Raw genomic sequence first — 26,252 nt, 5'->3', positions numbered from 1 at the left:
CCGACGGTCGCCTCCTGCAACACCGAAGGGCGGTGCCCCGGATCACTCCGCGGCACCGCCCTTCGGCTTGGTGCGCCGGCTACAGCGCGAGTTCGATCCCGGCGCCGGGGATGGCGTCGAGGAGTTCGCGCGTGTACTGCTGCTTCGGGTTCTCGAAGACGTCGTCCGTGGTCGACGCCTCGACGATCTTCCCCTTCTGCATGACCGCGACGTTGTCGGCGATCACGCGCACGACCGCGAGGTCGTGTGTGATGAAGAGGTACGTCAGCTGCAGCTCCGACTGGAGGTCGGCGAGCAACTGCAGGATCTGCGCCTGGACGAGGACGTCGAGCGCGGACACCGCCTCGTCGAGGACGACGATCTCCGGCTTCAACGCGAGTGCGCGGGCGATCGCGATGCGCTGACGCTGTCCACCGGAGAGCTCGTTCGGGTACCGGGTCGCGACCGCCTGTGGCAGCGAGACCTGGTCGAGGAGCTCCAGCACGCGCGCACGGCGGGAGGCCTTGTCGCCCACCTTGTGCGTGACGAGCGGTTCAGCGATCGTGTTGCCGATGTTCCGCAGCGGGTCGAGGGATCCGTAGGGGTCCTGGAAGACCGGCTGCATCTTCCGGCGCAGCGTGAGGAGGCCCTTGCGATCAAGCCCCTCCATCGCCTTCCCACCGATGCGGATCTGGCCGGATGTCGGCGTCTCCAGCTGCAGGAGCAGCTTCGCCACGGTCGACTTGCCGGATCCGGACTCGCCGACGAGCGCCATGGTGGTGCCCCTCGGGATCTCGAACGAGACGCCGTCGACGGCCTTGAGCTCACGCTCAGCCGCCTTCTGCCCACGGATGTTGTAGATCTTCTCGAGATCCTTCACCACGATCGCGGCTTCCGCGTCCGGCTGGGCGGCCTGCGCTGCGGCGCGGTGCTCGGCAGCGACGATGAGGTCGATGCCCTCCGAACCGGTGGGAGCCTCGTGGTCGAGGGTCTCGAGTGATCCGGTCGCCGACTGGATGCGACGCGAAGCCAGGCTCGGCGCCGCTGCGACGAGCCGCTTCGTGTACGGGTGCACCGGGTTCTGCAGGATCTCGACCGACGGACCGGCCTCGACGATCTGCCCCTTGTACATGACGATGAGCTTCTCAGCGCGCTCGGCGGCGAGGCCGAGGTCGTGCGTGATGAAGAGCAACGCCGTGCCGCTGTCGCGGGTCAGGCTCTCGAGGTGGTCGAGGATCTTCCTCTGGACCGTGACGTCGAGCGCCGAGGTCGGCTCGTCAGCGATGAGCAGCTTCGGACTCGACGACAGACCGATACCGATGAGCACGCGCTGACGCATGCCGCCGGAGAACTGGTGCGGGAACTGCTTCAGGCGACGGTCGGCGTCGGAGAGGCCGGCCTGCTGGAGCACCTCGATAGCCTTGGCACGGACGGCCTTCTTGCCGTGGGCGATGCCGTTGGCACGGATGGCCTCCTCGACCTGGAAGCCGATGTTCCACACCGGGTTCAGGTTGGACATCGGGTCCTGCGGCACGAAACCGATCAGGCGTCCGCGGACGTCCTCGATCTCGTTGCGGGAGAGCTTCGAGAGGTCGCGCCCCTCGAAGAGGATCTCGCCCCCGCTGATCTTGCCGGTACCGGGCAGGAGGTTGATGATCGCGTGCGCGGTCGTCGACTTCCCGGATCCGGACTCACCGACGATCGCGACGGTCTCCCCGGGCATCATGGTGAACCCGGTCTTGCGGATGGCCTGGACCGTTCCGCTCTGGGTACGGAAGGTGACCTCGAGGTCCTTGACTTCGAGCAGCGGCTGCTGGGTGTTCATCTGGCTCGCGTTCAACGCAGGGCCCTCGCCTTCGGGTCGAGCGCGTCTCGCAGGACTTCGCCCATCATGATGAAGCTGAGCACGGTGAGCGACAGCGCGATCGACGGGTAGATCAGCACCTGCGGGGCCGTGCGGAGGTCACGCTGCGCCTGGCTGATGTCGTTGCCCCAGGACATGGTCTCGCTCCCGAGCCCCACGCCGAGGAAGGACAGCGTCGCCTCGGCGACGATCGCCGACGCCAGCGAGATCGTGATGACGACGATCACCGGAGGGATCGCGTTCGGCAGCACGTGGCGCAGGAGGATCTTGAAGCGGGAGACACCCAGCGCGATGGACGCTTGGACGTAGTCCGCGTTCTTGACCCTCAGCACCTCCGCTCGAAGCACTCGCGCGACGGATGGCCAGGCGAACAGACCGATCGCCAAGGAGATCGTCCACACGCTCCGGTACTTCGCGAGCACCGACATGACGACGACGGCCGCGAGGATGTACGGGATGGAGAAGAAGATGTCGCCGATGCGGGACAGCACCGAGTCCACCCAACCACCGTAGAAGCCGGCGAACGCGCCGAACACGATGCCGAGCGTGGCGGTGATCAACGTCACGATGAGCCCGACGGACAGCGACGTGGAGGTCCCGTAGATGACCCGCGCGAAGATGTCGCAGCCCTGCTTCGTGAACCCGAGGATGTGGCCGGCCTCAGGCCCGCCGTTGCTGTTCTCGAGGAAGCACTGGTTGTTCGGGGGCGTCTGCGTGAAGAGGAAGGGGAACAGACCCACGACCACGACGAGCAGGATGAGGACGGACGAGATCCAGAACATGGGACGACGGCGCATGAACGCCCACGCGTCGGTCCACAAGTTGCTGACCTTCTCGTCGACCTTGACGGCGTCGATGACCGCGAGGGGGGTCTCTTCGAGCGGCGCGACGAAGTGATTCGGGGATCGCTTGATCGTCGGCTCCTGATCATTACTTGACATAGCGGATCCTTGGGTCGAGCACGGCGTAGAAGAGGTCGATGACGAGGTTGATGATGAGGTAGAACAACACCATCACCGTCACGAAGGACACCACGGTCGGGCCCTCTCCTCGGAGGATGGCCTGGTAGAGCGTGCGGCCGACACCGGGGACGTTGAAAATGCCCTCGGTCACCGTGGCGCCGACGATCAGCACACCGAAGTCCACCGCGAGGTAGGTCACGACCGGGATCAGGGAGTTGCGCAGGATGTGCACGGGGATGACCCTGCGACGGCTGAGGCCCTTCGAGTACGCCGTGCGGACGAAGTCGAGCGACTGCGTCTCGATGACCGAGGACCGGGTCAACCGCACGATCTGCGCGAAGCTGATGGTGGCGAGGACCAGTGCGGGGAGTAAGAGGTCTTGTATCGGCGCGCCCGGGCCGACCGTCGGTCTGAACCACCCGAGCTGGATCCCGAACACGTACTGCGCGACGAACGCGATGACGAAGACGGGGAGCGAGATGAGGATCAGGCTGACGACGAGGAACGAAGCGTCGAAGATGCCGCCCTTGCGGATGCCGGAGATGAGACCGATCGTGATGCCGGCGACCATCTCGAAGAAGACGGCGATGACGGCGAGCCGCAGCGTGACCGGGAAGGCCTGCGCGAGGATCTCGCTGACCGGCTGCCCGGAGAAGGACGTTCCGAGGTCGCCGGTGAAGATGCCGCCGAGGTACAGGAAGTACTGCACGATGAACGGCTTGTCGAGGTTGTACTCGGCGTTGAGTTGAGCGATCTGCGCGGCGCTCGGCGTCTTGTCGCCGAACAATGCGAGCACGGGATCACCGGGCAACGCGAAGACCATGAAATAGATGAGGAAGGTCGTGCCGAGCAGTACGGGGATAGCCTGCAGGACACGACGAAGAATGTAACCGCCCATGGTGTGGGACTCCTGAACTCGTGAAGCTGGGTGGGCCCGGAAGAACCGGACCCACCCAGCTATGCCGCTACAAGACTACTTGGTGATCTCGTAGTACAGCGGCACCGAGTTCCAACCGAACTCGACGTTCTGCACGCCTTCGCCGAAGCCGCCGCTCACGTTCTGGTACCAGAGCGGGATGGCCGGCAGGTCCTTGAAGAGGACCGCCTGAGCGTCCTGGAACTTCTTGTTCGCAGCATCCAGGTCGGTCTCGGACGAACCCTCGGCGAGGAGCTTGTCGAACTCGGGGCTCGAGTAGTCACCGTCGTTCGAGGATGCACCGGTCGCGTAGAGCGGAGCGAGGAAGTTGTACAGACCCGGGTAGTCGGCCTGCCATCCGGAGCGGAACGCCGTCTCGATGGAGCGGTTGGTGATGCCGGCGCGGAAGTCACCGAAGACGGCGACCGGGACGCCCGAGGACTCGATGCCCAGGACGTTCTTGATGCCGTTGGTCACTGCGTCGACCCAGGCCTGGTGCGGGCCGTCGGCGTTGTACGCGATCTGGAAGGAGCCGTCCCACGGGGAGATGGCGTCGGCCTCGGCCCAGAGTTCCTTGGCCTTCTTCTCGTTGTACTTCAGGACGTCGTTACCCTCGATGTCCTTCGAGTAGCCGTCGATGACCGGCGAGGTGAAGTCGGTCGCCGGCGTGCGGGTCCCGTTGAAGATGACCTTGGTGATCTCTTCGCGGTTGATCGCGTACGAGATCGCCTGACGACGCAGCTGGCCCTCTTCACCGCTGAAGTGCGGGAGGCGGGACGGGATCGTGAAGGACTGGAACACCGCGGCCGGCTGGTTGACCGCACGGTCGCCCAGGTCGTCCTGGTAGGTGGAGAGCGCCGAGTCCGGGATCTGGTCCAGGACGTCGAGGTTGCCGCTCAGCAGGTCGGCGTAGGCGCTGTCGAAGTCCTTGTAGAACGTGATGGTCAGGCCACCGTTCTTGGCTTCGCGGCCACCCTTGTACTCGTCGTTCTTGACGAGCTTGATCGACTCGTTGTGCTTCCAAGCCTTGTCGCCGTCGACCTTGTACGGGCCGTTGCCGATCGGGTTCTGTCCGAACTCGTCCGTGACCTTGCCGGCCGCGTCGAACGCTGCAGCGGGCAGCGGGTAGAACGCGGAGTAGCCGAGGCGCAGCGGGAAGTCGGAGGCAGGTGCGGACAGCTTCACCGTGAAGGTGGTGTCGTCGACGACGCTCAGGCCGGTGAGGGGCTGGCCGTCTTCGTTGTAGCCCTCGACGTCGGCGAAGAACGAGGCGTTCTTGCGGAGGTTGACGACGGCGTCCTGCCAAGCCATGACGAACGAGTCCGAGGTGACGGGGTCGCCGTTGGTGAACTTCTGATCAGCCTTGATCTTGATCGTGAACGTGGTCGAGTCGTCGGTGTCGATCGACTCGGCCAGGTCGTCGACCGGCTTGCCGTCGGCCGCGTAGTAGCGGAGGCCTGCGAAGACCTCGTCGATGATCTTTCCGCCACCGACCTCATTGGTGTCGCTGGGGATGAGGCCCGACTCCGGCTCGGAGCCGTTGGTCGTGATGATGGATGATGCGCTGCTGGTGCTCTCGCTGCTGGAACCGCCACCGGAACAACCGGTGAGGACGAGAGCCCCTGCTGCGATGATGGCGGCGGCAGAGCCGAACCGACTGAACTTCACAGTTCCTCCTTGGGGAAAGGGCAAGCGAAACCAGCGCATCGTGTGCGCTGGATCGCTCTTTGAATACTCTGACGATAAGCAGAAGCAGGACGGCGAGCAAACTGGGACGCCAAACGTTACACAGCGGTAACCCAATCGACGGATTGTTGCTCGCGGATGCTTTTTCGTGCACGGATCCCGCCCACGACGCAACAGAATGATCACGATCGCAAAACTCGTGCGGTCGCCTCCTCGTTCTGGATACGAATCGTAAGGCGCTCATCTCCCGATATCCGCCGAGCGGACGCGCAGATGGTATGCGGTGCGCTCGGAGCCACCAGCCAGCAGAATGGACCGGTGAGCGAGCAGAACACCACCGAGCGGGGACCGGACCTCCCCGAGGGCGCCGGAGACAGCCGTCGGTGGTGGGAGATCGGCATCGTGCTCGCGCTGAGCCTCGGGGCGTCGGCGGTGTACTCGATCATCTCGCTCATCGCGAAGCTCACCGCGGGGCCGCCGCTCTCCGATCAATCTGCGGCGATCAACACCACGCAGGCCACCCGGGAGTGGCTCGACTTCAGCTACCAGTTCCTCGGGCTCTTCTTCCAGCTCGCGCCGGTCGCCCTCGTCGTCTACCTGCTCTGGCAGCCCGCACGCAGCGGCTTCGCGCGGATGGGACTCGACCTCCGCTCCCCCGGACGCGACCTCGGCCGCGGTCTGGTCCTCGTCGCCGCGATCGGTGTCCCCGGCATCGGTGTGTACGCGTTGGGCCGCGCACTCGGCGTGACGGTCGCGGTCTCGACCTTCCCCGACACCATGTACTGGTGGACGATCCCGATGCTCGTCTTCTCCGCGCTCCGCGCCGGCCTCCAGGAGGAGGTCATCATCATCGGCTACCTGTACACCAGGCTCCGCGAGATCGGGTGGGGGTGGTGGACGATCATCCTGTCGACCGCCGTCCTCCGCGGGAGCTACCACCTGTACCAGGGCATCGGGCCGTTCTTCGGCAACGTCGCCATGGGGATCGCGTTCGGCTGGTGCTACAAGCGCTGGGGTCGGGTGATGCCCCTCGTCGTCGCGCACACGGTCATCGACATCATCTCGTTCGCGGGCTTCCCGCTCGCCGTCGCCTGGTGGCCGGAGATCTTTGCCGCGACGCCGTCCTCCTGACGACCCGTTCGCCCATCAGTGGGCGAACGAAGACTCCCTCGCCCACGAATGGGCGAGGGAGTGCTCATGGACCGGCTAGGCGAAGGCCTCGGGAGGTGGGCAGGCGCACACCAGGTTGCGGTCGCCGTACGCCTGGTCGATGCGACGCACCGGCGGCCAGTACTTCGTGCGCACGAGCGTGTGCACGGGGTAGACGGCGAGCTCGCGCGAGTACGCGTGCGTCCACTCCCCCTCGATGACCGACTGGGCCGTGTGCGGCGCCCCGACGAGCGGGTTGTCGTCGGCAGGCCACTCGCCCGCAGCGACGGCGTCCGCTTCCGCCTTGATCGCGATCATCGCGTCGACGAAGCGGTCGACCTCGGTGAGGTCCTCGCTCTCCGTCGGCTCGACCATGAGCGTCCCCGCGACGGGGAACGACATCGTCGGCGCGTGGAAGCCGTAGTCGACGAGGCGCTTCGCCACGTCGTCGACGGAGATCCCGGTCGCCTCCTTGAGCGGACGGAGGTCGAGGATGCACTCGTGCGCCACGAGGTCGCTGTCGCCCGTGTACAAGACGGGATAGTGGTCGCGCAGTCGCGCGGCGATGTAGTTCGCCGCGAGCACCGCGGCCCCGGTCGCCTCGCGGAGCCCTTCCGAACCCATCATGCGGACGTAGGCCCACGAGATCGGCAGGATGCTCGGGCTGCCATAGGGAGCCGCCGAGATCGGACCGCCGTCGTGCACGACCGTCCCGCCGCCGAGCAGCGGGTGCTCGGCACGCTGCGCCAGCGGGTGACCGGGCAGGAACGGCGCGAGGTGCGCCTTCGCCGCGACCGGCCCGACACCGGGGCCGCCACCGCCGTGCGGGATGCAGAAGGTCTTGTGCAGGTTCAGGTGCGAGACGTCGCCGCCGAACTCCCCGAACCGTGCGTAGCCGAGCAGGGCGTTGAGGTTCGCGCCGTCGACGTAGACCTGGCCGCCGGCGTCGTGCACGGCCTGGGTGATCGTCTTCACCTCGTGCTCGTACACGCCGTGGGTGGACGGGTAGGTGATCATGAGCGCGGCGAGGGACTCGGCGTTGGCCTCGATCTTCGACCGGAGGTCGTCGAGGTCGACGTTGCCCTGCTCGTCGCACGCGACGACGACGACCCGCATGCCGGCGAGGACGGCGGAGGCCGCGTTCGTGCCGTGTGCGCTCGAGGGGATGAGGCAGACCGTCCGCTGCTCGTCGCCGTTCGCGCGGTGGTAGCCGCGGATGGCGAGGAGACCGGCGAGCTCGCCCTGGCTGCCGGCGTTCGGCTGGAGCGACACGGAGTCGTATCCGGTGACCTCGGCCAGCCAGGTCTCGAGCTGGTCGACGAGTTCGAGCGAGCCTGCGACGTCCTCACGCGGGGCGAACGGGTGCAGCCCTGCGAACTCGGGCCAGGTGACGGCCTCCATCTCGGTGGCGGCGTTGAGCTTCATCGTGCACGAACCCAGCGGGATCATCCCCCGGTCGAGCGCGTAGTCGCGGTCGGCCAGCTGCTTGAGGTACCGCATCATGGCGGTCTCCGAGTGGTGCGTGTTGAACACCGGGTGCGTCAGGTACTCGGTCTCGCGGGCGAGCGCGGCCGGGTACTCGTGGACCGCGTTCGGGGCGAAGGCGTAGAACGAACCTCCCTGATCGAAGACGTACGACGGCACCTCCTGCTCAGTGGAAGCGCTCCCGTCGCCGAGCACCTCGACGAGCTGAGCCGTCACGTTCTCGACCGCACTGACCTCGTCGAAGCTGACGGACACGGTCGTCTCGTCGACGGCCCAGAGCAGCAGTCCACGATCATGCGCGGCTGCGACTGCGGCCGCGCTGTCCGGCACGCGGACCTGCAGCGTGTCGAAGTAGTGCTCGGACAGCACCTCGGCGCCGGCCTTGCGCAGCGCGTAGGCCGCGGTGGCCGTAGCCGCGTGCACCGACTGGGCGATCCGCTTGAGCCCGTCGGGCCCGTGGTACACGGCGTACATCGCGGCCATGACCGCCAGCAGGACCTGGGCCGTGCAGATGTTGCTCGTGGCCTTCTCACGGCGGATGTGCTGCTCGCGCGTCTGCAGCGTGAGCCGGTAGGCGGGGTGACCCGCCGCGTCCTGGCTGACGCCGACGAGACGACCGGGCATCTGGCGCTCGAGGCCCTTGCGGACCGCGAGGTACCCCGCGTGCGGCCCGCCGAAGCCCATCGGCACGCCGAAGCGCTGGCTCGTCCCGACCGCGATGTCCGCGCCGAGGGAACCGGGCGAGGAGATGAGCGTGAGGGCGAGGAGATCGGCCGCGACGACCGACACGCCGCCGGCCGCCTTGACCGCGGCGATGACGGCCGACGGGTCCCACACGAGCCCGGAGGCACCGGGGTACTGCACGAAGACGCCGAACGCCGCCGGCAGGTCCTCGGGCGAGGTGGTCGACAGCGGCAGCTCGGCGAGGTCGATGCCGACCGCTTCGGCGCGGCTCCGGAGGAGCGCCTTCGTCTGCGGGTACGCGTCGGCGTCGACGATGAACGTCGCGTCCGCGAGCTTCGAGGCCCGGCGCGCGAGGAGCATGCCCTCGACGACCGCGGTGCTCTCGTCGAGCATCGAGGCGTTGGCCGTGTCGAGACCGGTGAGGTCGGCGACCATCGTCTGGAAGTTGATGAGCGCCTCGAGGCGGCCCTGCGAGATCTCGGGTTGGTACGGCGTGTAGGCCGTGTACCAGGAGGGGTTCTCGAGCACGTTCCGCTTGATGACCGCCGGCGTGATCGTGTCGAAGTAACCGAGACCGATCAGGCTCCGGTTCACCGTGTTGCGGCCGGCGAGCTCACGGAGTTCGGCGACCGCCGCCCGCTCGGTGGCGGCGTCGGGGATGCTCGAGGAGGCGAGTTCGGCGGCCGTGATCGCGGACGGGACGGCCGCGGCGAGCAGGGCGTCGACGCTGTCGTACCCGACGGCGGCGAGCATCGTCGCCTGGGCGGCGGTGTCGGTTCCGATGTGCCGTTCTGCGAAGCGGTCCGCCATCACTCGCCCACCAGCGCGGCGTAGTCGTCCCAGCTGAGGAGCGTGTCGGGCAGCGCGTCGTACCGGACCGAGACGAGCCAGCCGGCACCGAACGGGTCGCTGTTGACGAGCGACGGGTCGTCGACGACGGCGTCGTTGGCCTCGACGACCTCGCCGTCGAGCGGGGCGAAGAGCTCGCCGACGGACTTCGTGGACTCGATCTCGCCGACCACGGTGCTGGCCGAGAGCGCCGCGCCGACGGCGGGGAGGTCCACGAAGACGACGTCGCCGAGCTTCTCGGCGGCGTAGTCGGTGATGCCGATGACGGCGAGATCGCCCTCGACGCGGATCCACTCGTGCTCGGCGGTGTACTTGAGGGTGGTCTTGTCGGCCATGGGTTACTTCTCTCTCGAATAGAAGGGGAGCGTGGTGACGGTCGCGGGGATCCGCGTGCCGCGGACGTCGATGTCGAGCACGGTGCCCGGCTCGGCGTGGTCGGGGTGCACGTAGGCCATGGCGATCGGGTGTCCGAGGGTGGGCGACAGCGCCCCGCTCGTCACCTCGCCGACGGTCGTGTCGCCAGCGAGGACGCGGTAACCGGCACGACCGGCACGACGCCCCTCGGAGACGAGGGCGACGAGCACCGGTGCGCCCTCCACCGGACCGGCCTCGACCGCGTCACGACCGATGAACGTGCCGTGCTTGCCGAGTGCGACGACGCGGCCGAGTCCGGCCTGCACGGGCAGCATGTCCGGACCGAGCTCGTGGCCGTACAACGGCATGCCGGCTTCGAGGCGGAGCGTGTCGCGACTGGCGAGCCCGGCGGGGACCAGTCCGAGCGGTGTCCCGGCGGCGACGAGGGCGTTCCACAGCTCCACGGCGTCGGCGGCGTCGACGTACAGCTCGAACCCGTCCTCGCCGGTGTAGCCGGTGCGCCCGATGAAGACCGTGCCGTTCTCGAAGGAGGCACCCGTCGCGCGGTAGTACTTCACCTCGTCGAGGGAGGGCAGTTCGTCGAGGATGTGGAGCCCCTCGGTCGCCTGGAGGATGGCGCGGGAGGCGGGCCCCTGGACGGCGATGAGCGCGATCTCGTCGCTGCGGTCCATGACGACCACGTGCTCGAACGCCGCGGCCCGCTCGGTGAGCGCTGCGACGACGGCGTCGTGGTTGCCCGCGTTCGCGACGACGAGGTACTCGTGCTCGCCGTTGCGGTAGACGACGAGGTCGTCGATGATGCCGCCGGCCTCGTTCAGCAGCAGGGAGTATTTGGCCTGGAGCAGGTCGATGGCGGACAGCTTGCCCGCGAGCGCCTGGTCGAGGAAGTCGGCTGCATCGTCGCCCACGACCTGGATCTCGGCCATGTGGGAGATGTCGAAGATGCCGGCGGCGGTGCGTACGGCGTGGTGCTCGGCGAGGTCGCTCGAGTACCGCACGGGCATCTGCCATCCGGCGAAGTCCGTGAAGCTCGCGCCGGCGGCTTCGTGGACGGCATGGAGCGGGCTGGTTCGTTCGAGGTCGGTCACGAGTTCTCCGGGGTCGCGTGGTGCGCTGCGGACGCCTGACGGTGCCCGTTGGGAACTCCCCCTCTGTCATTGGCCTGAGAGCTTCACGAGCGCCGCTGCTGCGGACACCGCTTTCACCGTCGGCGAGCGCACCACAAACGCGCGCTGCTTTCCAGAGTGGCCAGTCCGATGCGGTACAGGACCTGAGAGATTGGCGGGGAGGCTTGCTCCTTCGGTGCCGGCGTACCGGCTCTCCCGCATCGTGTTTGCGGCCCGATGTTCGATTGAGCCGCCAGCATATCGCGAGTGGTCGCCTCGGCGCAGGACCTTGTTCGAGTCAGGTGTACACTAAGCATGTATTGAGTACAGGTCATTTCTACCTGAAGTGCCGCCCGTGCTCGGGAACACGGAGATCCCCCATGCAGCGATCGACGACTCCCGTTGAGCAGACGGACCCGCAGGTCGGCCTCGCGGTCTCGACCGTCATCTTCACGCTCCGAGCCGACGACGGGTTCGGCGCGACCGACCCGGAGCCGGGCATCTGGCTCCCGCTCGTCCGGCGCATCCGTGAGCCCTACGACGGCCTCTGGGCGCTGCCGGGCGGCCCGCTCGGTGCCGCGGAATCCCTCGCGGACGCGGCCTCGTCGACCCTGGAGACGACCACCTCCCTCCGCCCGCGGTACCTCGAGCAGTTGTACGCGTTCGGCGACCTCGACCGCTCCCCCGCCGAGCGGGTCGTCTCGATCGTCTACTGGGCGCTCGTCGGGTCCGATGAGGCCAAGCGCACGCGGCTCGGCCAGAACGTCCGCTGGTTCCCGGCCGACTCGCTCCCCCCGTTGGCGTTCGACCACCGCGACATCGTCGAGTACGCCCTGTGGCGGCTCCGCAACAAGCTGGAGTACAGCCACATCGCGCACGCCTTCCTCGGCGAGACCTTCACCCTCTCCGAACTCCGAGAGGTGCACGAGGCGGTGTTGCAGAAGCAGCTCGACCCGGCGAACTTCCGACGCCAGGTCGAGTCCTCCGGTCTCGTCCTGCAGACCGACGAACTCCGCACCGGCGGGCGTCACCGCCCGGCGCGGCTCTACCGGTGGACCCAGCCCGTCACCCGACCGGAGGCCCCGTCGCCCGGACGGTCGACGAACCGCAGGCCCACGACGTCCACCCCGACCACCCGTCAGCAGTCCGAGGAGCCAGCATGACCATCACCGCATCCGTCGACGACACCATCCAGCAGATCACCGAGGGTGCGTCCGACGGCGCGACCTGCGCGCCCGAGCTCGCGGCCGGGCCCTGGGTGTTCGACCTGCAGCCGCCCAGCTACGGCCCTGGCGCGTCGATGGGCGACGTCATCCCGACCGGTTCGCCGCGCCAGGGACAACTCCCGGCCGCCTATCGCGACGCCTCGGGCGACGAGCTCCACCGCCGCATCGTGGCCGCGAAGCAGACCCTCGGAGACCGCGTGGTGATCCTCGGGCACTTCTACCAGCGGGACGAGGTGGTCCAGCACGCCGACTACATCGGTGACTCCTTCCAACTCGCGAACGCGGCGAAGGCACGCACCGAGGCCGAGGCGATCGTGTTCTGCGGCGTGCACTTCATGGCCGAGACCGCCGACCTGCTGTCCGGACCCGAGCAGGCCGTGATCCTCCCGAACCTCGCCGCCGGCTGCTCGATGGCCGACATGGCGGACATCGACCAGGTCGAGGAGGCGTGGGAGGCGCTCGAGGCGCTCTACGGGACCGAACCGGACGCCGACGGCCGGGTACCGGTCGTCCCCGTCACCTACATGAACTCCTCGGCGGCACTCAAGGGCTTCTGCGGTCGGCACGGCGGGATCGTCTGCACGTCCAGCAACGCGGAGACGGTCCTGCGGTGGGCCTTCGAGCGCGGGCAGCGGGTGCTGTTCTTCCCGGACCAGCACCTGGGTCGGAACACCGCCAAGAAGCTGGGCGTGCCACTCGAGCACATGCCGATGTGGAACCCGAACCGCCCGCTCGGCGGCAACCAGGCGACGGACCTCGAGCAGGCAGAGGTCATCCTGTGGCACGGCTTCTGCTCGGTGCACAAGCGGTTCACCGTCGACCAGATCGACCGCGCCCGGGCACAGCACCCCGGCGTCCGGGTCATCGTGCACCCCGAGTGCCCGATGGCGGTCGTCGACGCCGCCGACGAGGCGGGATCGACGGACTACATCCAGAAGGCCATCGCGGCGGCGCCCGACGGCACCACGTTCGCGATCGGCACCGAGATCAACATGGTGCAGCGCCTCGCCGCGCAGTACCCGCAGCACACGATCTTCTGCCTCGACGACGTGATCTGCCCCTGCTCGACGATGTACCGCATCCACCCCGGCTACCTGGCCTGGGTGCTCGAAGGACTCGTCGCGGGCGAGGTGCTCAACCGCATCACCGTCTCCGACGACGTGGCCGTCCCGGCGCGGCTGTCGCTCGAGCGCATGCTCGCCGCGAAGCCGCCGGTCGCCGCCGGAACCCAGGCCGGCTGACATGGCGACGGTGCTCGTGGTCGGGAGCGGGATCGCCGGTCTCGTGGCCGCGATCCACGCGAGTGGACGGCACGAGGTGGTGGTCGTCACGAAGGACGTCCTCGGCCAGAGCAACACGCGCTATGCGCAGGGCGGGATCGCCGGGGTCATGTTCGACGACGACCGCGTCGAGGACCACGTCCGGGACACACTGCTGGCCGGCGCGGGGCTGTGCGACGAGGAGGCCGTGCGGGTGCTCTGCACAGAGGGGCCCGAACGGATCCGCGAGCTCATCGCCTTCGGTGTGGCGTTCGACCGCGACGGCGACGGCTTCGCGAAAGGCCTCGAAGCGGCCCACTCCTACCCCCGGGTGCTGCACGCCGGCGGTGACGCGACCGGCGCGGCTATCGAGACGGCGCTCGTCGAGACGCTTGCGGCCCGGCGGGTCACCGTGCTGGAGCACACCGTCCTCGTCGACCTGGTGGTCACCGCCGGGACGGTCACCGGTGCACACCTCCGGTCCTCCGAGCGCGGTGCGTTCACCGTCGACGCCGACCAGGTGATCCTCGCCACCGGCGGTGTCGGGCAGCTCTACCCGTTCACGACCAACCCGGCGGTGGCGACGGGCGACGGCGCCGCTGCAGCGCTCCGTGCTGGAGCGGTGCTGGCCGACGTGGAGTTCGTCCAGTTCCACCCGACCGCGCTCGCCGCACCCGGCAGCTTCCTCGTCTCCGAGGCCGTTCGCGGCGAGGGTGCCGTCCTCCGGGACGCGAACGGTGAACGCTTCATGCGGGCGCTCCACCCGGACGCCGAGCTGGCACCACGCGACGTCGTCGCCCGAGGGATCGCCCGGGCCATGGCCGCGCAGGGCGGTGCCCCGGTGACGCTCGACGCGACCGCGCTCGGCGCGGACCGCCTCGCCGCGCGGTTCCCGGGGATCGACGAGCACCTCCGAGCCTCCGGCGTGGACTGGTCACGCACACCGGTCGCCGTCGCCCCGGCCGCACACTATTGGATGGGCGGTGTCGCCACGGACCTCGACGGCCGGACCACCCTGCCCGGGCTCCTCGCCGTGGGCGAAGTCGCACGCACGGGCGTCCACGGTGCCAACCGCCTCGCCTCCAACTCGCTCCTCGAGGGTGCCGTCTTCGCGGCCCGCGCCGTGGCGGCGATCGATGCGGCACCGGGTCCGATCGCCGGTCACCCGAGGGTCGGCAGCGCACGGGTCGTCCTGGATCCCCGTGCGGCCGATGACGATCCCGGGCTCCCGACGGATCCCGTCGAGCCCTTCAGCCGGTCGGCGCTCCACGCCGTGATGTGGCGGGATGCCGGGCTGGTCCGTGACGCGCGTGGTCTCGAGCTCGCGCGCCGGACCCTGGACCGTTGGTCGATCGAGCTCGACGACGTCGTCACCACACCGCGATCGGTCGCGGCCGCGGAGGACCGCAACCTCCTGCTGCTCGCCCGGGCCGTGGTCGCCGGCGCCCTCGCGCGCACCGAGTCTCGCGGTGCCCACGCCAGGGACGACCATCCCGGTGTCGATCCTGATCAGGCGTCGCCCCTCGCGATCGTCCTCGCCACGTCGGCCGACGCGCCCCAGCCCACCACCCACCCATCCGTGAACGGAACCGTGCTCGCACCATGCTGACCCCACACCTCATCGACACCACCGTCACCGCGGCCCTCGTCGAGGACGCCCCGTGGGGCGACCTGACGGCGGCGACCCTCATCCCGGAGGACGCCACGGCCTCGGCCTCCCTGGCCGCGCGCGAGGCGGGCGTCTTCAGCGGGTCGGCCGTGTTCGAGGCGGCGTTCCGGCTGACCGACCCACGCATCACGGTCGCGTTCCTCGTCGCCGACGGCGAACGGTTCGCCGCGGGCGACACGATCGCCATGGTGTCGGGTCCTGCGCGTGCCGTCCTGACCGCTGAGCGCGTCGCCCTCAACTTCGTGCAGCGGATGAGCGGCATCGCGACCATCACCGCGGCGTACGTCGAAGCCGTGTCGGACACCCGTGCCCGCATCGTCGACACCCGGAAGACGACCCCGGGCCTGCGCGTCTTCGAGCGCCACGCGGTGCGATCGGGCGGCGGCCACAACCACCGCCATTCGCTCTCCGACGCCGTCATGGTCAAGGACAACCACCTGGCGGTCCTCCTCGAGCGCGGCCTGACGGTCACCGAGGCGCTACTGCGGGCTCGCGAGGAGCTCCCGCACACGACGACGATCGAGGTCGAGGTCGACCGCCTGGACCAGATCGAGGCGGTGCTCGCGGCGGGCGTCGACACGATCATGCTCGACAACTTCAGCGTCGACCAGCTCCGCGAGGGCGTCGCACTCATCGCCGGCCGCGCCATCGTGGAGGCGAGCGGGAACGTGGCGCTGTCGACGGTGCGGGCCATCGCGGAGACCGGCGTGGACGTCATCTCCTCCGGTGCCCTCACCCACAGTGTCCGTTCCCTCGACCTCGGACTCGACGTCTCGGTCGACTGAGATGCTCTACCTCGACAACGCGGCGACGACGCCGGTACGCCCCGAGGTGCTCGAGGCGATGTGGCCGTACCTGACGAGCACCTTCGGCAACCCGTCGAGCCATCACACCGTCGGCGAGACGGCGGCCGGGGCATTGCGGGACGCCCGGCGACGCGTCGCGACCGTGCTGGGCGTCCGACCTGGCGACCTGGTGTTCACCTCGGGCGGCACCGAAGCGGACAACCTCGCGGTCAAGGGCATCACCCTGGCGGCGCTCGATCGCGGACGCCACGTCGTCACCTCGCCGATCGAGCACGAGGCGGTCGCGGAATCGGTCGCGTACCTCACGCGGTTCCACGGGGTCGAGGCCACCGTGCTCCCGGTGGACGGGACCGGCCTGGTCGACCCGGCCGAACTCGCCGCTGCACTCCGGCCGGACACGGTGCTCGTCTCGGTGATGGCGGCCAACAACGAGATCGGCACGGTCCAGGATCTGTCGGCGCTCGGAGCCGTCACCCGGGCCGCAGGTGTCCCGTTCCACACCGACGCCGTGCAGGCCGCGGGATGGCTGCCGCTCGGACTGGATCGCCTCGGCGTGGACGCGCTGAGCCTCGCCGGCCACAAGCTCGGTGCTCCGAAGGGCGTCGGACTGCTCGCCGTGCGCGGCTCCCTGCCGCTGGAACCGCTCCTCCACGGCGGCGGGCAGGAACGCGGGCGCCGGAGCGGGACCGAACAGGTGGCCGCCGCGGTCGGGCTCGCGACGGCGCTGGAGCTCGCCGAGCGTGATCGAGTGGAAGCGGTCGACCGCGTCAGTGGGTTGCGTGACGCGTTCATCGCGAGGGTCCTGACAGAGGTCCCGCGTGCTCGGTTGACGGGCCACCCCGGACGACGCCTGCCGGGTATCGCGTCGTTCGTGTTCCCCGGCACCTCCGGTGAGGCGGTCCTCCTCGAACTCGAACGCCGCGGCGTCATCTCCTCGAGCGGCTCCGCGTGCGCCGCCGGCAGTGACGAGCCGTCGCCGGTCCTCCTCGCTATCGGCATCGCTCCGGAGGTCGCGCAGACCGCCGTGCGCTTCAGTTGGACCGCCGCCGTCACCGCAGCCGAGCTGGACCGGACGGCGAGCGCCGTCGTCGCCTCGGCGGGGGCCGTCGCGCGCCTCCGCTGACCCTCACGACGACCGACCGGACGGATCCGGCCGCGCGCTCGGTGCGGGTGTGCGATGCCGGGTGTCTGGCGGCACCCATCGCCGGACGCTGGGCTACGGTGGGATCCATGAGCACCGAGCAGGACGCGGCAGACCGCGCACGACGTCGACACGACAACGAGGACGCTGACGCCGTCACCCGGTTCCTCGCCGAGCGTGACCCGGAGTACGACCTCCACACGGAGCGTCTGGTCGACCCGGAGGAGGTCATCCTCAAGGACTGGCTGCCGCACGCGACCCCGACCGACGGGGGCGCTCCCGCGCCCTGAGCGACGACGCCCACCCGCGCCGGGTCGTCTCATGATCTAGCCGTCGACGCCTTGGAACACAAGTGGTTGCCGCGCAGGCATCGGTCCGCGAGGCTGGGGTCGTGACCGACAGTCGGGATCAGAGACGGAGCTGACATGGGATTCCTGGACAACGCCAAGGACGCTGCTGAGGCGACCGGCCGGAAGATCGGCGAGACCGTCGAAGACGCCAAGGACCGGATCGGCGACAAGGTCGACGAGGCCAAGGCCGACGCGAAGGTGAAGCAGGCGGAGGCCGACGTGAAGAAGGCCGAGGCCGAGCGCGACACCACCGAGGCGAAGAACGACTACAAGGAGCAGCTGCGCGACTGACGCGCCCTCTGAACGACGAGGACCCCGCCTGGCGAACGCCGCGGGGTCCTCGCTCATTGTCGGGGCATGCGTGATGCTCCCGGCGACGCCCGGACCCGGTGATGCGGATACGATCGCCAAAAGGTGTTCTGACAGCGCCGATCTCGAGTGCCATCATGAACGGTAGCCGCGGACGCCCGGCCCGCGACCCGTTCCGACGAGGTGGCCGACATGTCGATCCTCCACACCATCCCCGAAGCCGATGCCGATGCGACGACGGCCGCGATGTACGACGACGACATCGCCGACCAGGGTTTCGTCGCTGCGCACACGAAGGTGATGGCCTTGAACCCCGGTGCCTACGCCGCGTGGGAGGCGCTGATCGGTGAGATCGCCCGACCGCTCGGCCTGCGACGCTACGAGCTCGTGACGCTCGCCGCGGCGCGAGGGACGCGGTCACGGCATTGCCGTCTCGCTCACGGCCGGAGATCGCTTGCGCTGTTCGAGGGGGACCAACTCGTGCGCATCGCGGCGGATTATCGCGACGCCGACCTGAGCCCCGCGGAGGTCGCGATGATGGCCTACGCGGAACGGGTGGGTCGCGACTCGGACCGGATGACCGACGCCGACAGCCTGACTCTGCGCCAGCACGGCTTCTCCGACCGGGAGATCCTCGACATCACGCTCGCTGCGGCCGCCCGCAACTACTACAGCCGGGCGATCCAGGCGCTCGCGGTCGACGTCGACGTTCCCGAGGACATCGGACCTGAACTCCGTGACGCGCTCCTCCGGGGCCTGTGAGCCGCGACGCCGCGGGCTAACGCTCCGTGACCTGGCCGGCCTCGACGACCCACCGCCGTTCGATCCGGACGGTGTCGAGCATGCGGCGGTCGTGAGTGACGAGGAGGAGTGTTCCGTCGTAGCTCTCGAGTGCCTCCTCGAGCTGTTCGATGGCAGCGAGGTCGAGGTGGTTCGTCGGCTCGTCCAGGACCAGCAGGTTGATCCCCGTCGCCTGGAGCACGGCGAGCCCGGCGCGGGTGCGCTCCCCCGGCGACAACTCGTCGACGGGCCGGTTCACGTGGTCGGCCTTCAGCCCGAACTTCGCCAGCAGCGTCCTGACCTCTCCCGGGCTGAGGTCGGGCACGATCGCCTCGAAGCGGTCGGCGAGCGGCTCCGAGCCGACGAGCAGTGAGCGGGCCTGGTCGATCTCGCCGATCCGTACACTGGAGCCGAGGCTCGCGCTGCCCGCGTCGGGTTCGCGACGACCGAGCAGCGTCGCGAGCAGGGTGGACTTGCCGGCGCCGTTGGGCCCGGTGATGCCGATGCGATCGCCCACGTTCACCTGGAGCGACAGTGGGCCGAGCTGGAAGTCGCCCTGCCGGACGACGGCCTCGGAGAGCGTCGCGACGACCGTGCTCGAGCGCGGAGCGCTGCCGATCGTGAACTGCAGCTGCCACTCCTTGCGTGGTTCCTCGACCTCGTCCAGCCGGGCGATGCGGCTCTCCATCTGCCGGACCTTCTGGGCCTGCTTCTCCGAGGACTCCGCCGAGGCCTTCCGCCGGATCTTGTCGTTGTCGGGCGCCTTCTTCATCGCGTTCCGCACGCCCTGGCTGGACCACTCCCGCTGCACCCGGGCGCGACCGATGAGATCGGCCTTCTTGTCGGCGAACTCGTCGTAGGCGTCGCGGGCGTGCCGCCTGGCGACCTCGCGCTCCTCGAGGTAGGCCTCGTATCCGCCCCCGAAGACGCGGTTGCTCTGCTGCGCGAGGTCGAGTTCGAGGATGCGCGTGACGCAGCGGGCGAGGAACTCGCGGTCGTGGCTGACGAGCACCACACCCCCGCGCAATCCCTGCACGAAGCGTTCGAGCCGCTCCAAGCCGTCCAGGTCGAGGTCGTTGGTCGGTTCGTCGAGGAGGACGATGTCGAATCGGGACAGCAGCAGCGCCGCCAGTCCGACGCGAGCGGCCTGCCCACCCGAGAGTGACGTCATCATCGTGGTCGTGACATCCGCGTCGAGGTCCAGTCCGAGGTCGGCGAGGACCGCGGGGATCCGCTCCTCGAGATCGGCCGCACCGCTCGCCAACCAGCGGTCGAGGGCGGCGGAGTAGACGTCCGCGGGGTCCGTGCCTGCCTGCGGGGGTTCGGCGAGCGCCGCGGCGGCCGCGTCCATCGCCTCGGTCGCCGCAGCACAGCCGGTGCGCCGGGCGATGTACGCGGCGACGCTCTCACCGACGACGCGCTCGTGTTCCTGCGGGAGCGCGCCCACGAAGGCGTCGGACGGCGTCAGCGTGATCGTGCCGGCCTGCGGTTCGAGCGAGCCGCCGAGGAGCTGGAGCAGCGTCGACTTCCCCGCGCCGTTCATCCCGACGACGCCGATGACGTCGCCCGGCGCCACCGTCAGATCGAGGCCGTCGAACAGGGTGCGGTGGCCGTGTCCTCCGGCCAGGCCTTGGGTCACGAGCGTTGCAGTCATGCTGCAATCGTCTCATTCCGATCAGGCTTCGCCGAACGTTCATTCCGCGCCACGAGTCGGCGGAGTAGCGTATCGCATCACGATAACGATTGGCTACATCAGGAGCGCTAGCTGATCGAGCGACCCCCGAAGGTGGTACACAGGGAACAGTTGCGGTTGATGTCGCCATCCTCTTTGGCTTCGCGCCCCTCCCACACGGAAGGGGCCTTCATGCGCCTCGAACTCTCCCCACCTGACCACAGCGCAAGACCCGGTCGCACTCGCCCACGGCTCTTCGCCGCAGCGGCAGTCGTGACCGTCGGACTCCTGGCCATCGGTGCCGGACCGGCGAACGCCGCGACCTCGATCGACGGCCCGATCTTCCTCGGGACGGCAGCCGACTACGGCGTCCTCGCCGCATCGGCCGTCACGAACACCGGCGCGACCACGATCAACGGCGACCTCGGGCTGAGCCCGGGGAGCTCCGTGACCGGCTTCCCGCCGGGCCTCGTCAACGGCACCCAGAACGTGACCAACGAGCCCGCCGCCCTGGCCAAGAACGACCTCCTCAAGGCGATGGGCGTCGCCTCCAGCCTCACGCCGGCCCCGCAGCAGGTCGGCGACCTCACCGACCTCATTCTCACTCCCGGCGTGTACGCCGGCGGAGAGATCTCCCTCACCGGAAACGTGACGCTCACCGGTACCGCGGAGTCGGTCTGGGTCTTCCAGGCGGCGAGCACGCTGAAGACCGGCACCGGTTCCTCGGTCACCCTCGTCGGCGGCGCGAGCGCCTGCAACGTCTTCTGGCGTGTCGGCAGCGAAGCCACGCTCAACGGAGGCGCGCCCTTCGTCGGCACGATCCTCGCCGACACGTCCATCTCCACGGGAGCGGGTACGGTCGTCGAAGGACGTCTCCTCGCGTCCACCGGTGCCGTGACGCTCATCAACACCGTCATCAACCGGCCGGCCGGCTGCGACGACGGCAGCGGCTCCGAGGTCACGACGAGCCCGGAGATCACCTCCGCTCCGCTCCCCGGCGGCACCGTCGGCACGACGTACGACAGCACGGTCACCTCGACCGGCAGCCCCGACGCGACGTACACGGTCACCTCGGGTGCCCTGCCCCCGGGCCTCGTCCTCGACAGCGTGACCGGTGGGGTGACCGGTACGCCCACAACACCCGGGACCTACACGGTCACCATCACCGCGAGTAACGGCAGCGCGCCCGACGACTCCATCGAATCGACGATCGTCATCGTCCCGCCGGGCACCCCGCAGGTCCCCGGTCAGCCGGCGGTTCCGGCCGGAGACATCACGAGGCTCCCCGACACCGGGTTCCAGGGATCGACGTTGGCGATCGCAGCCGGCTCCCTGCTCGGCCTCGGCCTGCTCGCGGGTATCGCCTCGGTGATCGTGCGACGACGCCGACGCGACCAGCTGGGTGGCTGACGCGACACTGGTCGGCAGCCTGACGCCGTGACCGTAGGCTGAGGGCATGGATCACAAACAGCTGCGCTCCTTCGTCGCCTCCGCGGAGACCCTCCACTTCGCGAAGGCGGCCAAGGCGCTCGGTGTGCCGCGGAGCACCGTCGTCGCCGACGTCCGGAAGCTCGAGGAGAGCGTCGGAGCGGATCTGTTCGCCCGCGACGTGGAATCCACGCAGCTGACGGACGCCGGCTACGCGTTCCTCATCGAGGCGCGCCGCCAGCTCGACGCCTCTGCGGCTGCAGCAGCGAAGTCGGCTCCCGCGCCGGGCGGCAAAGCCAAGGCGAACAAGGGCAAGGGTCGCGCGCCGAAGGTCAAGGGCGAGCCGCTGCCGTACAAGAAGCGCCAGGGTCGCTGAGCAGCACCCGCCGTCAGCGGTCCTGCGTCTCCGACGCGGACTCGACGACCCGCACCGATTCGCCTCGCCGCTCGGCGTCGGCTCGGGCCGTCCGTGCGACAGACACGAGGGTCTCGACGGGCGTCGGCGCGGCCGAATCCACCGCGACGCCGAGGTTCGCAGCACCGGCGAAACCGTCGAGCTGCTGCGTCACGGCCTCCCGGTAGCCGGCGGCGATCGGCGCCGCGAGGTCGTGGAGACCCGAGAGGCCGGTCGGCCCCGATTCGACCGACGTGGCCACGAGGATCGTCCCGCTCCACACGCGGGTACAGACGGACCCGGCCGGCAACTCACGGAAGACCGCGGCAGCGAGCAGTGCCTCCAGCTCCCCCGCCGTCGCCATCCCGTAGGCGCGGCGGAGGTCGCCGTAGCCGTCGATCGCCACCGCGAGGATCGCGAGGCGACGATCGGATTGCTGCCCGTCGCGGAGTCGGGTCGCCTCGGCGATGAACGCCCGGCGGCCCACCGCGCGGACGCCCACCCGCTCCGAGGAGAGGCGCTGCTTGCGCTCCCAGGAGCGCAGGAGGACGAGACCGACGGCGACCGCGACGACGAACACGAGGTTCATGTAGGTCACGATGGGCGTGCTGAACAGCCGCTCGAAGATCTCCGAGTGGGGACCCGCCGTGAGGTAGACCGCGAGGCGCACGGCGGTGAACACCGCGTGCAGGATCATGACGACGACGAGCACCAGTGACGCCGGTGCCGTTCGCATCCGCCCCCGTCGCGCCTCGTACGCGACCAGCAGCGACAGCATGATGAGCGAGATGAGCCGGGCGATGGTGCCGGCCCACTCCGGGTCGTCGGTGGGGTCGAGGACGGCGGAGATCGCCGTCACGCCGACGAAGAGGGTGCCGAGCAGGACGAGGCTGCGTCGACCGTTGAACAGCCGGGACCCGACCCACAGGGCGGCGATCGAGGCGACCATGGCGGCGTTGGCGACGGCGACGATCCATACCGAGTCGCCGTTGAGCGTGGCGGCGAGGTAGCTGACCGCCGAGAGCAGGGTGGTGGCGAATCCGGACATCCAGGCGGCCAGGTGGCGTCCGGCGAGGGTTCGCGCGCTGTCGAGTCCGTAGAAGATCCCGCACGCGGCACACACGATCACCGCCACCACCAGCATGCTCGCCAGATCGATCGTCACCCGTGGCCTCCCGAGGCGCCCGTTCGGGTGGCGCCTCATCGAGCGTACCGCTGGAGCAGCACCCCGCTGGCGGCAGGGGCGTCGGAAGCATCAGGCTGCTGAACCACGACGAGCCGATGTGCCACCATCGATCCATGCGCGAATCGCCCGACCGTCCCGTCGCCGTTCGCGCGACGGCGTTCCGTGGCACGTCGAGATGGCGCCGACGGCCGCTGCGGTTCGTCGGCTACGACGCCCTCCTGCCGGACGGTTCCGTCAGGTTCGACGTGGATCTCGCCGCAGCCATGCCTGCCCACCCAGCGGATGCCTCGACCCGCGACACGAACGTCCACGGCCGCTGCCCCGAGGTCGGTGCCGGTCCGTGGGTCGACGGGTTCGGGCGTGCCGTCGACGGGCCAGACGACGGCGGACCGCCGCTGAGTGCACGGCGCCGCGCGCGCCCGCGACCCACCGACCCGCCCGACCGCCGCCCATCCGCGAAGGCCGGGCGACGCTGGCGCACCGGGTTCGGTGTGGCAGCGCTCGGCCTCGGCGCCCTACTCATCATCGGGCCGCTCCGCGACACCCCCATGGGCTTCCTCGGGGTGGTCAGCGCGTACGCCGGGCTCGCAGCCCTATTGGGCTTGGTCCCCCGCGCCAGACGCTGGTGGTGACGGTCGATCGCCGCCATCCAGAGTGCGCGTTCTGTCTCCTGACCCGCACCCTGCCGACAGAACGCGCACTCTCGGCGTGGAAGCGTGACACTATGCGGCAGCAGGCTTCAACGGTGTGATCGCCGCGATTTGCTGCGAAAGCCGATCCTCGGCGAGGTCGAGCTCGTAGCGCATCTGCAGGTTGAGCCAGAACTGCGCCGAGGTGCCGAAGTACTTCGCAAGCCGGAGCGCGGTGTCTGCCGTGATGGACCGCTTGCCGTGGACGATCTCATTGATGCGACGTGGCGCGACTCCGATGGACACCGCCAGCTTGTTCTGCGTGATGCCGAACCCCTCGATGAAGTCCTCCATCAGGACTTCACCGGGGTGGATCGGTGCGAGCTTGCCGCTCGAGTCAGTGATAGTCAAAGATCTCCACCTCCTCGGGCCCCGTGGCCGTCCACACGAAACAGATTCTCCACTGGTCGTTGATCCTGATGCTGTGCTGCCCGGCACGATCGCCCTTGAGCGGCTCGAGTCGGTTGCCCGGTGGGACCCGAAGATCGTCGAGCATCTCCGCGGCACCCACCTGGCGAAGCTTCCGGAGCGCAACCCGATGGATCCGAGGATCGATCGACCGCACTCGTTCCCGACGCCACAATCGCTCGGTATCTCTGTTGCCGAACAACCTGATCGTCGTAGCAGGGTATAACGCGTCTCGTTAATAACGTGAGTCGTTACATACTCCTTGCGATGAACCGGTTCACGGTAGGTCCGTCCCTACCCGAAGCCCCGGACCTCCGGACCTCCGGACCTCCGGACCTCCGGACCTCCGGGAGAATCGAGGCATGGACATGCGCTACGTCGACCATGAACCAGGAATGTGGTTCCTCGTCGAGCAGGAGGGTTCGCTCTACCTCGACGCGAGGTACAGCTACAGCGCTCTCATCGACGATTCCGCGCTCATCCGGCTGAACGACTCCGAGCTCACCGCATACCTCGCGGGCGACCACGATGTCCTGTCCGACCTCGCCAGACGCGTCCACCACAGTGCGCCCTACCGGAGTGAATCGCCGTTCTTCAGCAGGGATCTGTACCGCACCGCAGACGGCGCACAGTATCGCGAAGCTGTCTCAGCCGCGATCGCCGATCACACGTGGATCGCGGAAGAGCGGCGGAAGCGGTAACCATCACCGAGAGTGCTCATTCCGTCGACTGAGACGCCGGGAGACGACGGAATGTGCGCTCTCGCCGCACTAGACGTTGAATCTAAACTCCACGACGTCGCCGTCCTGCATGACGTAGTCCTTGCCCTCCATGCGGGCCTTGCCCTTGGAGCGGGCCTCGGCGACGGAGCCGGTCTCGACGAGGTCGTCGAACGAGATGACCTCGGCCTTGATGAAGCCCTTCTCGAAGTCCGTGTGGATGACGCCGGCCGCCTGGGGCGCCTTGGCACCCTGCGGGATCGTCCACGCGCGCGACTCCTTCGGACCCGCCGTGAGGTAGGTCTGCAGGCCGAGCGTCGCGAAGCCGATGCGCGCGAGCTGGTCGAGGCCGGACTCGGTCTGGCCGGTCGACTCGAGCATCTCGCGGGCGTCGTCCTCATCGAGGTCGACGAGCTCCGACTCGAGCTTGGCATCGAGGAAGACGGCCTTCGCCGGCGCCACAAGGGCGGCCAGCTCGTCGAGCTTCGCCTGGTCCTGGAGGACGTCCTCGTCGACGTTGAACACGTAGATGAACGGCTTGGCAGTGAGGAGACCGAGCTCCTTGATGGGCGCGAGGTCGATCTTCGTCGCCGAGAGCGGGGTGCCGGCGTTCAGCGCGTCCTGCGCCTCCTTCGCCGCCGTGAGGACGGAGGGGTCGAGCTTCTTGCCCTTGACCTCCTTCTCGAACCGGGTGATCGCCTTCTCGAGCGTCTCGAGGTCGGCGAGGATGAGCTCGGTGTTGATGGTCTCCATGTCAGAGGCCGGGTTCACGTCGCCGTCGACGTGCACGACGTCGGGGTCGGCGAAGCCGCGGACGACCTGCGCGATGGCGTCGGCCTCGCGGATGTTCGCGAGGAACTTGTTGCCGAGCCCCTCCCCCTCGCTCGCGCCCTTGACGATGCCGGCGATGTCGACGAAGGACACCGCGGCGGGCAGGATGCGCTCGCTGCCGAAGATCTCCGCGAGCTTGCCGAGCCGGGCGTCGGGCAGTTCGACCACGCCGACGTTCGGCTCGATCGTCGCGAACGGATAGTTCGCTGCGAGCACGTTGTTGCGCGTGAGCGCGTTGAACAGGGTGGACTTGCCGACGTTGGGCAGGCCGACGATGCCGAGAGTAAGAGCCACGAGGGTCTATCGTACTTGGCCGCGCGTCCCCGTGGG

General features: G+C 68.9%; 25 protein-coding genes and 2 riboswitches. Of the genes, 13 read left to right on the top strand and 12 right to left on the bottom strand.

The window, feature by feature from the left end:
- Nucleotides 1-79 precede the first annotated feature (79 nt).
- From B9Y95_RS02595 to B9Y95_RS02580, 4 genes are all read right to left on the bottom strand, one after another.
- Complete coding sequence (locus tag B9Y95_RS02595) at nt 80-1,804, bottom strand: dipeptide ABC transporter ATP-binding protein (protein ID WP_085510511.1); 1,725 nt, start codon at nt 1,802-1,804, stop codon at nt 80-82.
- Between the two features lie 11 nt (nt 1,805-1,815).
- The gene (locus B9Y95_RS02590; protein ID WP_064296417.1) at nt 1,816-2,784 is read right to left on the bottom strand and encodes an ABC transporter permease; all 969 of its coding nucleotides are present in this window, start codon (nt 2,782-2,784) and stop codon (nt 1,816-1,818) included.
- Nucleotides 2,774-3,703, bottom strand: a complete 930-nt coding sequence (locus B9Y95_RS02585; protein ID WP_064296418.1) for an ABC transporter permease — start codon at nt 3,701-3,703, stop codon at nt 2,774-2,776. Before B9Y95_RS02585 ends, B9Y95_RS02590 begins: the two co-directional genes overlap by 11 nt.
- 75 nt (nt 3,704-3,778) lie before the next feature.
- A complete protein-coding gene (locus B9Y95_RS02580; protein ID WP_234993936.1) occupies nt 3,779-5,389 on the bottom strand; it encodes a peptide ABC transporter substrate-binding protein in 1,611 nt (536 codons plus the stop codon).
- A 336-nt stretch (nt 5,390-5,725) separates the two neighbouring features.
- Here B9Y95_RS02580 and B9Y95_RS02575 point away from each other — a divergent pair, with 336 nt between their 5' ends.
- On the top strand, nt 5,726-6,538 hold the full coding sequence (locus B9Y95_RS02575; RefSeq protein ID WP_234993935.1) for a CPBP family intramembrane glutamic endopeptidase: 813 nt from the start codon (nt 5,726-5,728) through the stop codon (nt 6,536-6,538).
- A gap of 75 nt (nt 6,539-6,613) precedes the next feature.
- On the opposite strand, the gene gcvP is transcribed toward B9Y95_RS02575, so the two are convergent.
- The 3 genes from gcvP to gcvT are packed head-to-tail and all read right to left on the bottom strand — an operon-like array spanning nt 6,614 to nt 11,037.
- A complete protein-coding gene (gene gcvP, locus B9Y95_RS02570; protein WP_085510508.1) occupies nt 6,614-9,535 on the bottom strand; it encodes an aminomethyl-transferring glycine dehydrogenase in 2,922 nt (973 codons plus the stop codon).
- The gene (gene gcvH / locus B9Y95_RS02565) at nt 9,535-9,909 is read right to left on the bottom strand and encodes a glycine cleavage system protein GcvH (RefSeq protein WP_064296422.1); all 375 of its coding nucleotides are present in this window, start codon (nt 9,907-9,909) and stop codon (nt 9,535-9,537) included. The genes gcvP and gcvH overlap by 1 nt, the downstream gene beginning before the upstream one ends.
- 3 nt (nt 9,910-9,912) lie before the next feature.
- Nucleotides 9,913-11,037 carry a glycine cleavage system aminomethyltransferase GcvT gene (gcvT, locus tag B9Y95_RS02560; protein WP_085510507.1) on the bottom strand — a complete coding sequence of 375 codons (1,125 nt, stop codon included), beginning with the start codon at nt 11,035-11,037 and terminating at the stop codon, nt 9,913-9,915.
- Nucleotides 11,038-11,093: 56 nt separating this feature from the next.
- Nucleotides 11,094-11,197: riboswitch (glycine riboswitch) on the bottom strand.
- A 1-nt stretch (nt 11,198) separates the two neighbouring features.
- A riboswitch (glycine riboswitch) is annotated at nt 11,199-11,284 on the bottom strand.
- Nucleotides 11,285-11,435: 151 nt separating this feature from the next.
- Between gcvT and B9Y95_RS02555 the strand changes: the two genes are divergently transcribed.
- The 8 genes from B9Y95_RS02555 to B9Y95_RS02520 all read left to right on the top strand — a co-directional run bounded on the left by B9Y95_RS02555 (nt 11,436) and on the right by B9Y95_RS02520 (nt 18,577).
- Nucleotides 11,436-12,218: an NUDIX hydrolase gene (locus B9Y95_RS02555; RefSeq protein WP_159453320.1), complete on the top strand. Its 783-nt coding sequence runs from the start codon at nt 11,436-11,438 to the stop codon at nt 12,216-12,218.
- Nucleotides 12,215-13,522 (top strand): quinolinate synthase NadA, encoded by a 1,308-nt coding sequence (gene nadA / locus B9Y95_RS02550; RefSeq protein WP_085510506.1) that lies wholly within the window; start codon nt 12,215-12,217, stop codon nt 13,520-13,522. The genes B9Y95_RS02555 and nadA overlap by 4 nt, the downstream gene beginning before the upstream one ends.
- A gap of 1 nt (nt 13,523) precedes the next feature.
- Nucleotides 13,524-15,149, top strand: coding sequence for an L-aspartate oxidase (nadB, locus tag B9Y95_RS02545; RefSeq protein ID WP_085510505.1), 1,626 nt, complete (start codon nt 13,524-13,526; stop codon nt 15,147-15,149).
- Nucleotides 15,143-15,994: a carboxylating nicotinate-nucleotide diphosphorylase gene (gene nadC, locus B9Y95_RS02540; protein WP_085510504.1), complete on the top strand. Its 852-nt coding sequence runs from the start codon at nt 15,143-15,145 to the stop codon at nt 15,992-15,994. The genes nadB and nadC overlap by 7 nt, the downstream gene beginning before the upstream one ends.
- Nucleotide 15,995: 1 nt before the next feature.
- Complete coding sequence (locus B9Y95_RS02535; RefSeq protein ID WP_085510503.1) at nt 15,996-17,138, top strand: cysteine desulfurase family protein; 1,143 nt, start codon at nt 15,996-15,998, stop codon at nt 17,136-17,138.
- A gap of 107 nt (nt 17,139-17,245) precedes the next feature.
- The gene (locus B9Y95_RS02530; protein ID WP_064296429.1) at nt 17,246-17,446 is read left to right on the top strand and encodes a hypothetical protein; all 201 of its coding nucleotides are present in this window, start codon (nt 17,246-17,248) and stop codon (nt 17,444-17,446) included.
- A 135-nt stretch (nt 17,447-17,581) separates the two neighbouring features.
- Nucleotides 17,582-17,797: a hypothetical protein gene (locus B9Y95_RS02525; protein WP_079705518.1), complete on the top strand. Its 216-nt coding sequence runs from the start codon at nt 17,582-17,584 to the stop codon at nt 17,795-17,797.
- A gap of 210 nt (nt 17,798-18,007) precedes the next feature.
- Nucleotides 18,008-18,577, top strand: coding sequence for a carboxymuconolactone decarboxylase family protein (locus B9Y95_RS02520; RefSeq protein ID WP_085510502.1), 570 nt, complete (start codon nt 18,008-18,010; stop codon nt 18,575-18,577).
- A gap of 16 nt (nt 18,578-18,593) precedes the next feature.
- Here the strand turns inward: B9Y95_RS02520 and B9Y95_RS02515 are convergent, their stop codons facing one another.
- Nucleotides 18,594-20,249, bottom strand: a complete 1,656-nt coding sequence (locus B9Y95_RS02515; RefSeq protein WP_085510501.1) for an ABC-F family ATP-binding cassette domain-containing protein — start codon at nt 20,247-20,249, stop codon at nt 18,594-18,596.
- A gap of 210 nt (nt 20,250-20,459) precedes the next feature.
- Between B9Y95_RS02515 and B9Y95_RS02510 the strand changes: the two genes are divergently transcribed.
- Together B9Y95_RS02510 and B9Y95_RS02505 are read left to right on the top strand one after the other, a co-directional pair.
- Nucleotides 20,460-21,677: an ice-binding family protein gene (locus tag B9Y95_RS02510; protein ID WP_085510500.1), complete on the top strand. Its 1,218-nt coding sequence runs from the start codon at nt 20,460-20,462 to the stop codon at nt 21,675-21,677.
- A gap of 46 nt (nt 21,678-21,723) precedes the next feature.
- The gene (locus tag B9Y95_RS02505; RefSeq protein ID WP_085510499.1) at nt 21,724-22,071 is read left to right on the top strand and encodes a LysR family transcriptional regulator; all 348 of its coding nucleotides are present in this window, start codon (nt 21,724-21,726) and stop codon (nt 22,069-22,071) included.
- 13 nt (nt 22,072-22,084) lie between these two features.
- On the opposite strand, the gene B9Y95_RS02500 is transcribed toward B9Y95_RS02505, so the two are convergent.
- On the bottom strand, nt 22,085-23,254 hold the full coding sequence (locus B9Y95_RS02500) for a hypothetical protein (RefSeq protein ID WP_085510498.1): 1,170 nt from the start codon (nt 23,252-23,254) through the stop codon (nt 22,085-22,087).
- A gap of 134 nt (nt 23,255-23,388) precedes the next feature.
- Here B9Y95_RS02500 and B9Y95_RS02495 point away from each other — a divergent pair, with 134 nt between their 5' ends.
- Nucleotides 23,389-23,907: a hypothetical protein gene (locus tag B9Y95_RS02495; RefSeq protein ID WP_085510497.1), complete on the top strand. Its 519-nt coding sequence runs from the start codon at nt 23,389-23,391 to the stop codon at nt 23,905-23,907.
- Between the two features lie 90 nt (nt 23,908-23,997).
- On the opposite strand, the gene B9Y95_RS02490 is transcribed toward B9Y95_RS02495, so the two are convergent.
- Complete coding sequence (locus B9Y95_RS02490) at nt 23,998-24,315, bottom strand: HigA family addiction module antitoxin (protein ID WP_079705513.1); 318 nt, start codon at nt 24,313-24,315, stop codon at nt 23,998-24,000.
- On the bottom strand, nt 24,302-24,580 hold the full coding sequence (locus B9Y95_RS02485; protein WP_085510496.1) for a type II toxin-antitoxin system RelE/ParE family toxin: 279 nt from the start codon (nt 24,578-24,580) through the stop codon (nt 24,302-24,304). The genes B9Y95_RS02490 and B9Y95_RS02485 overlap by 14 nt, the downstream gene beginning before the upstream one ends.
- Before the next feature lie 154 nt (nt 24,581-24,734).
- Here B9Y95_RS02485 and B9Y95_RS02480 point away from each other — a divergent pair, with 154 nt between their 5' ends.
- Nucleotides 24,735-25,073 (top strand): hypothetical protein, encoded by a 339-nt coding sequence (locus tag B9Y95_RS02480; protein ID WP_085510495.1) that lies wholly within the window; start codon nt 24,735-24,737, stop codon nt 25,071-25,073.
- 69 nt (nt 25,074-25,142) lie between these two features.
- Here B9Y95_RS02480 and ychF read toward each other — a convergent pair whose 3' ends face one another.
- A complete protein-coding gene (gene ychF / locus B9Y95_RS02475; protein ID WP_085510494.1) occupies nt 25,143-26,216 on the bottom strand; it encodes a redox-regulated ATPase YchF in 1,074 nt (357 codons plus the stop codon).
- Nucleotides 26,217-26,252 lie beyond the last annotated feature (36 nt).

This window comes from Plantibacter flavus (assembly GCF_900177615.1).
Classification (GTDB): Bacteria; Actinomycetota; Actinomycetes; order Actinomycetales; family Microbacteriaceae; genus Plantibacter; species Plantibacter flavus.
The sequence above is the reverse complement of the archived record's forward strand: the minus strand, read 5'-3'. Positions and strand labels throughout refer to the sequence as shown.

Coding starts and splice junctions, on each gene's coding strand:
- B9Y95_RS02555 (WP_159453320.1), top strand. CDS start 11,436: ATGCAGCGATCGACGACTCCCGTTGAGCAGACGGACCCGCAGGTCGGC.
- B9Y95_RS02480 (WP_085510495.1), top strand. CDS start 24,735: ATGGACATGCGCTACGTCGACCATGAACCAGGAATGTGGTTCCTCGTC.
- gcvP (WP_085510508.1), bottom strand. CDS start 9,535: ATGGCGGACCGCTTCGCAGAACGGCACATCGGAACCGACACCGCCGCC.
- B9Y95_RS02505 (WP_085510499.1), top strand. CDS start 21,724: ATGGATCACAAACAGCTGCGCTCCTTCGTCGCCTCCGCGGAGACCCTC.
- B9Y95_RS02525 (WP_079705518.1), top strand. CDS start 17,582: ATGGGATTCCTGGACAACGCCAAGGACGCTGCTGAGGCGACCGGCCGG.
- B9Y95_RS02495 (WP_085510497.1), top strand. CDS start 23,389: ATGCGCGAATCGCCCGACCGTCCCGTCGCCGTTCGCGCGACGGCGTTC.
- B9Y95_RS02520 (WP_085510502.1), top strand. CDS start 18,008: ATGTCGATCCTCCACACCATCCCCGAAGCCGATGCCGATGCGACGACG.
- B9Y95_RS02595 (WP_085510511.1), bottom strand. CDS start 1,804: ATGAACACCCAGCAGCCGCTGCTCGAAGTCAAGGACCTCGAGGTCACC.
- B9Y95_RS02530 (WP_064296429.1), top strand. CDS start 17,246: ATGAGCACCGAGCAGGACGCGGCAGACCGCGCACGACGTCGACACGAC.
- B9Y95_RS02585 (WP_064296418.1), bottom strand. CDS start 3,703: ATGGGCGGTTACATTCTTCGTCGTGTCCTGCAGGCTATCCCCGTACTG.
- B9Y95_RS02535 (WP_085510503.1), top strand. CDS start 15,996: ATGCTCTACCTCGACAACGCGGCGACGACGCCGGTACGCCCCGAGGTG.
- B9Y95_RS02590 (WP_064296417.1), bottom strand. CDS start 2,784: ATGTCAAGTAATGATCAGGAGCCGACGATCAAGCGATCCCCGAATCAC.
- B9Y95_RS02515 (WP_085510501.1), bottom strand. CDS start 20,249: ATGACTGCAACGCTCGTGACCCAAGGCCTGGCCGGAGGACACGGCCAC.
- gcvH (WP_064296422.1), bottom strand. CDS start 9,909: ATGGCCGACAAGACCACCCTCAAGTACACCGCCGAGCACGAGTGGATC.
- B9Y95_RS02510 (WP_085510500.1), top strand. CDS start 20,460: ATGCGCCTCGAACTCTCCCCACCTGACCACAGCGCAAGACCCGGTCGC.
- nadC (WP_085510504.1), top strand. CDS start 15,143: ATGCTGACCCCACACCTCATCGACACCACCGTCACCGCGGCCCTCGTC.
- nadA (WP_085510506.1), top strand. CDS start 12,215: ATGACCATCACCGCATCCGTCGACGACACCATCCAGCAGATCACCGAG.
- nadB (WP_085510505.1), top strand. CDS start 13,524: ATGGCGACGGTGCTCGTGGTCGGGAGCGGGATCGCCGGTCTCGTGGCC.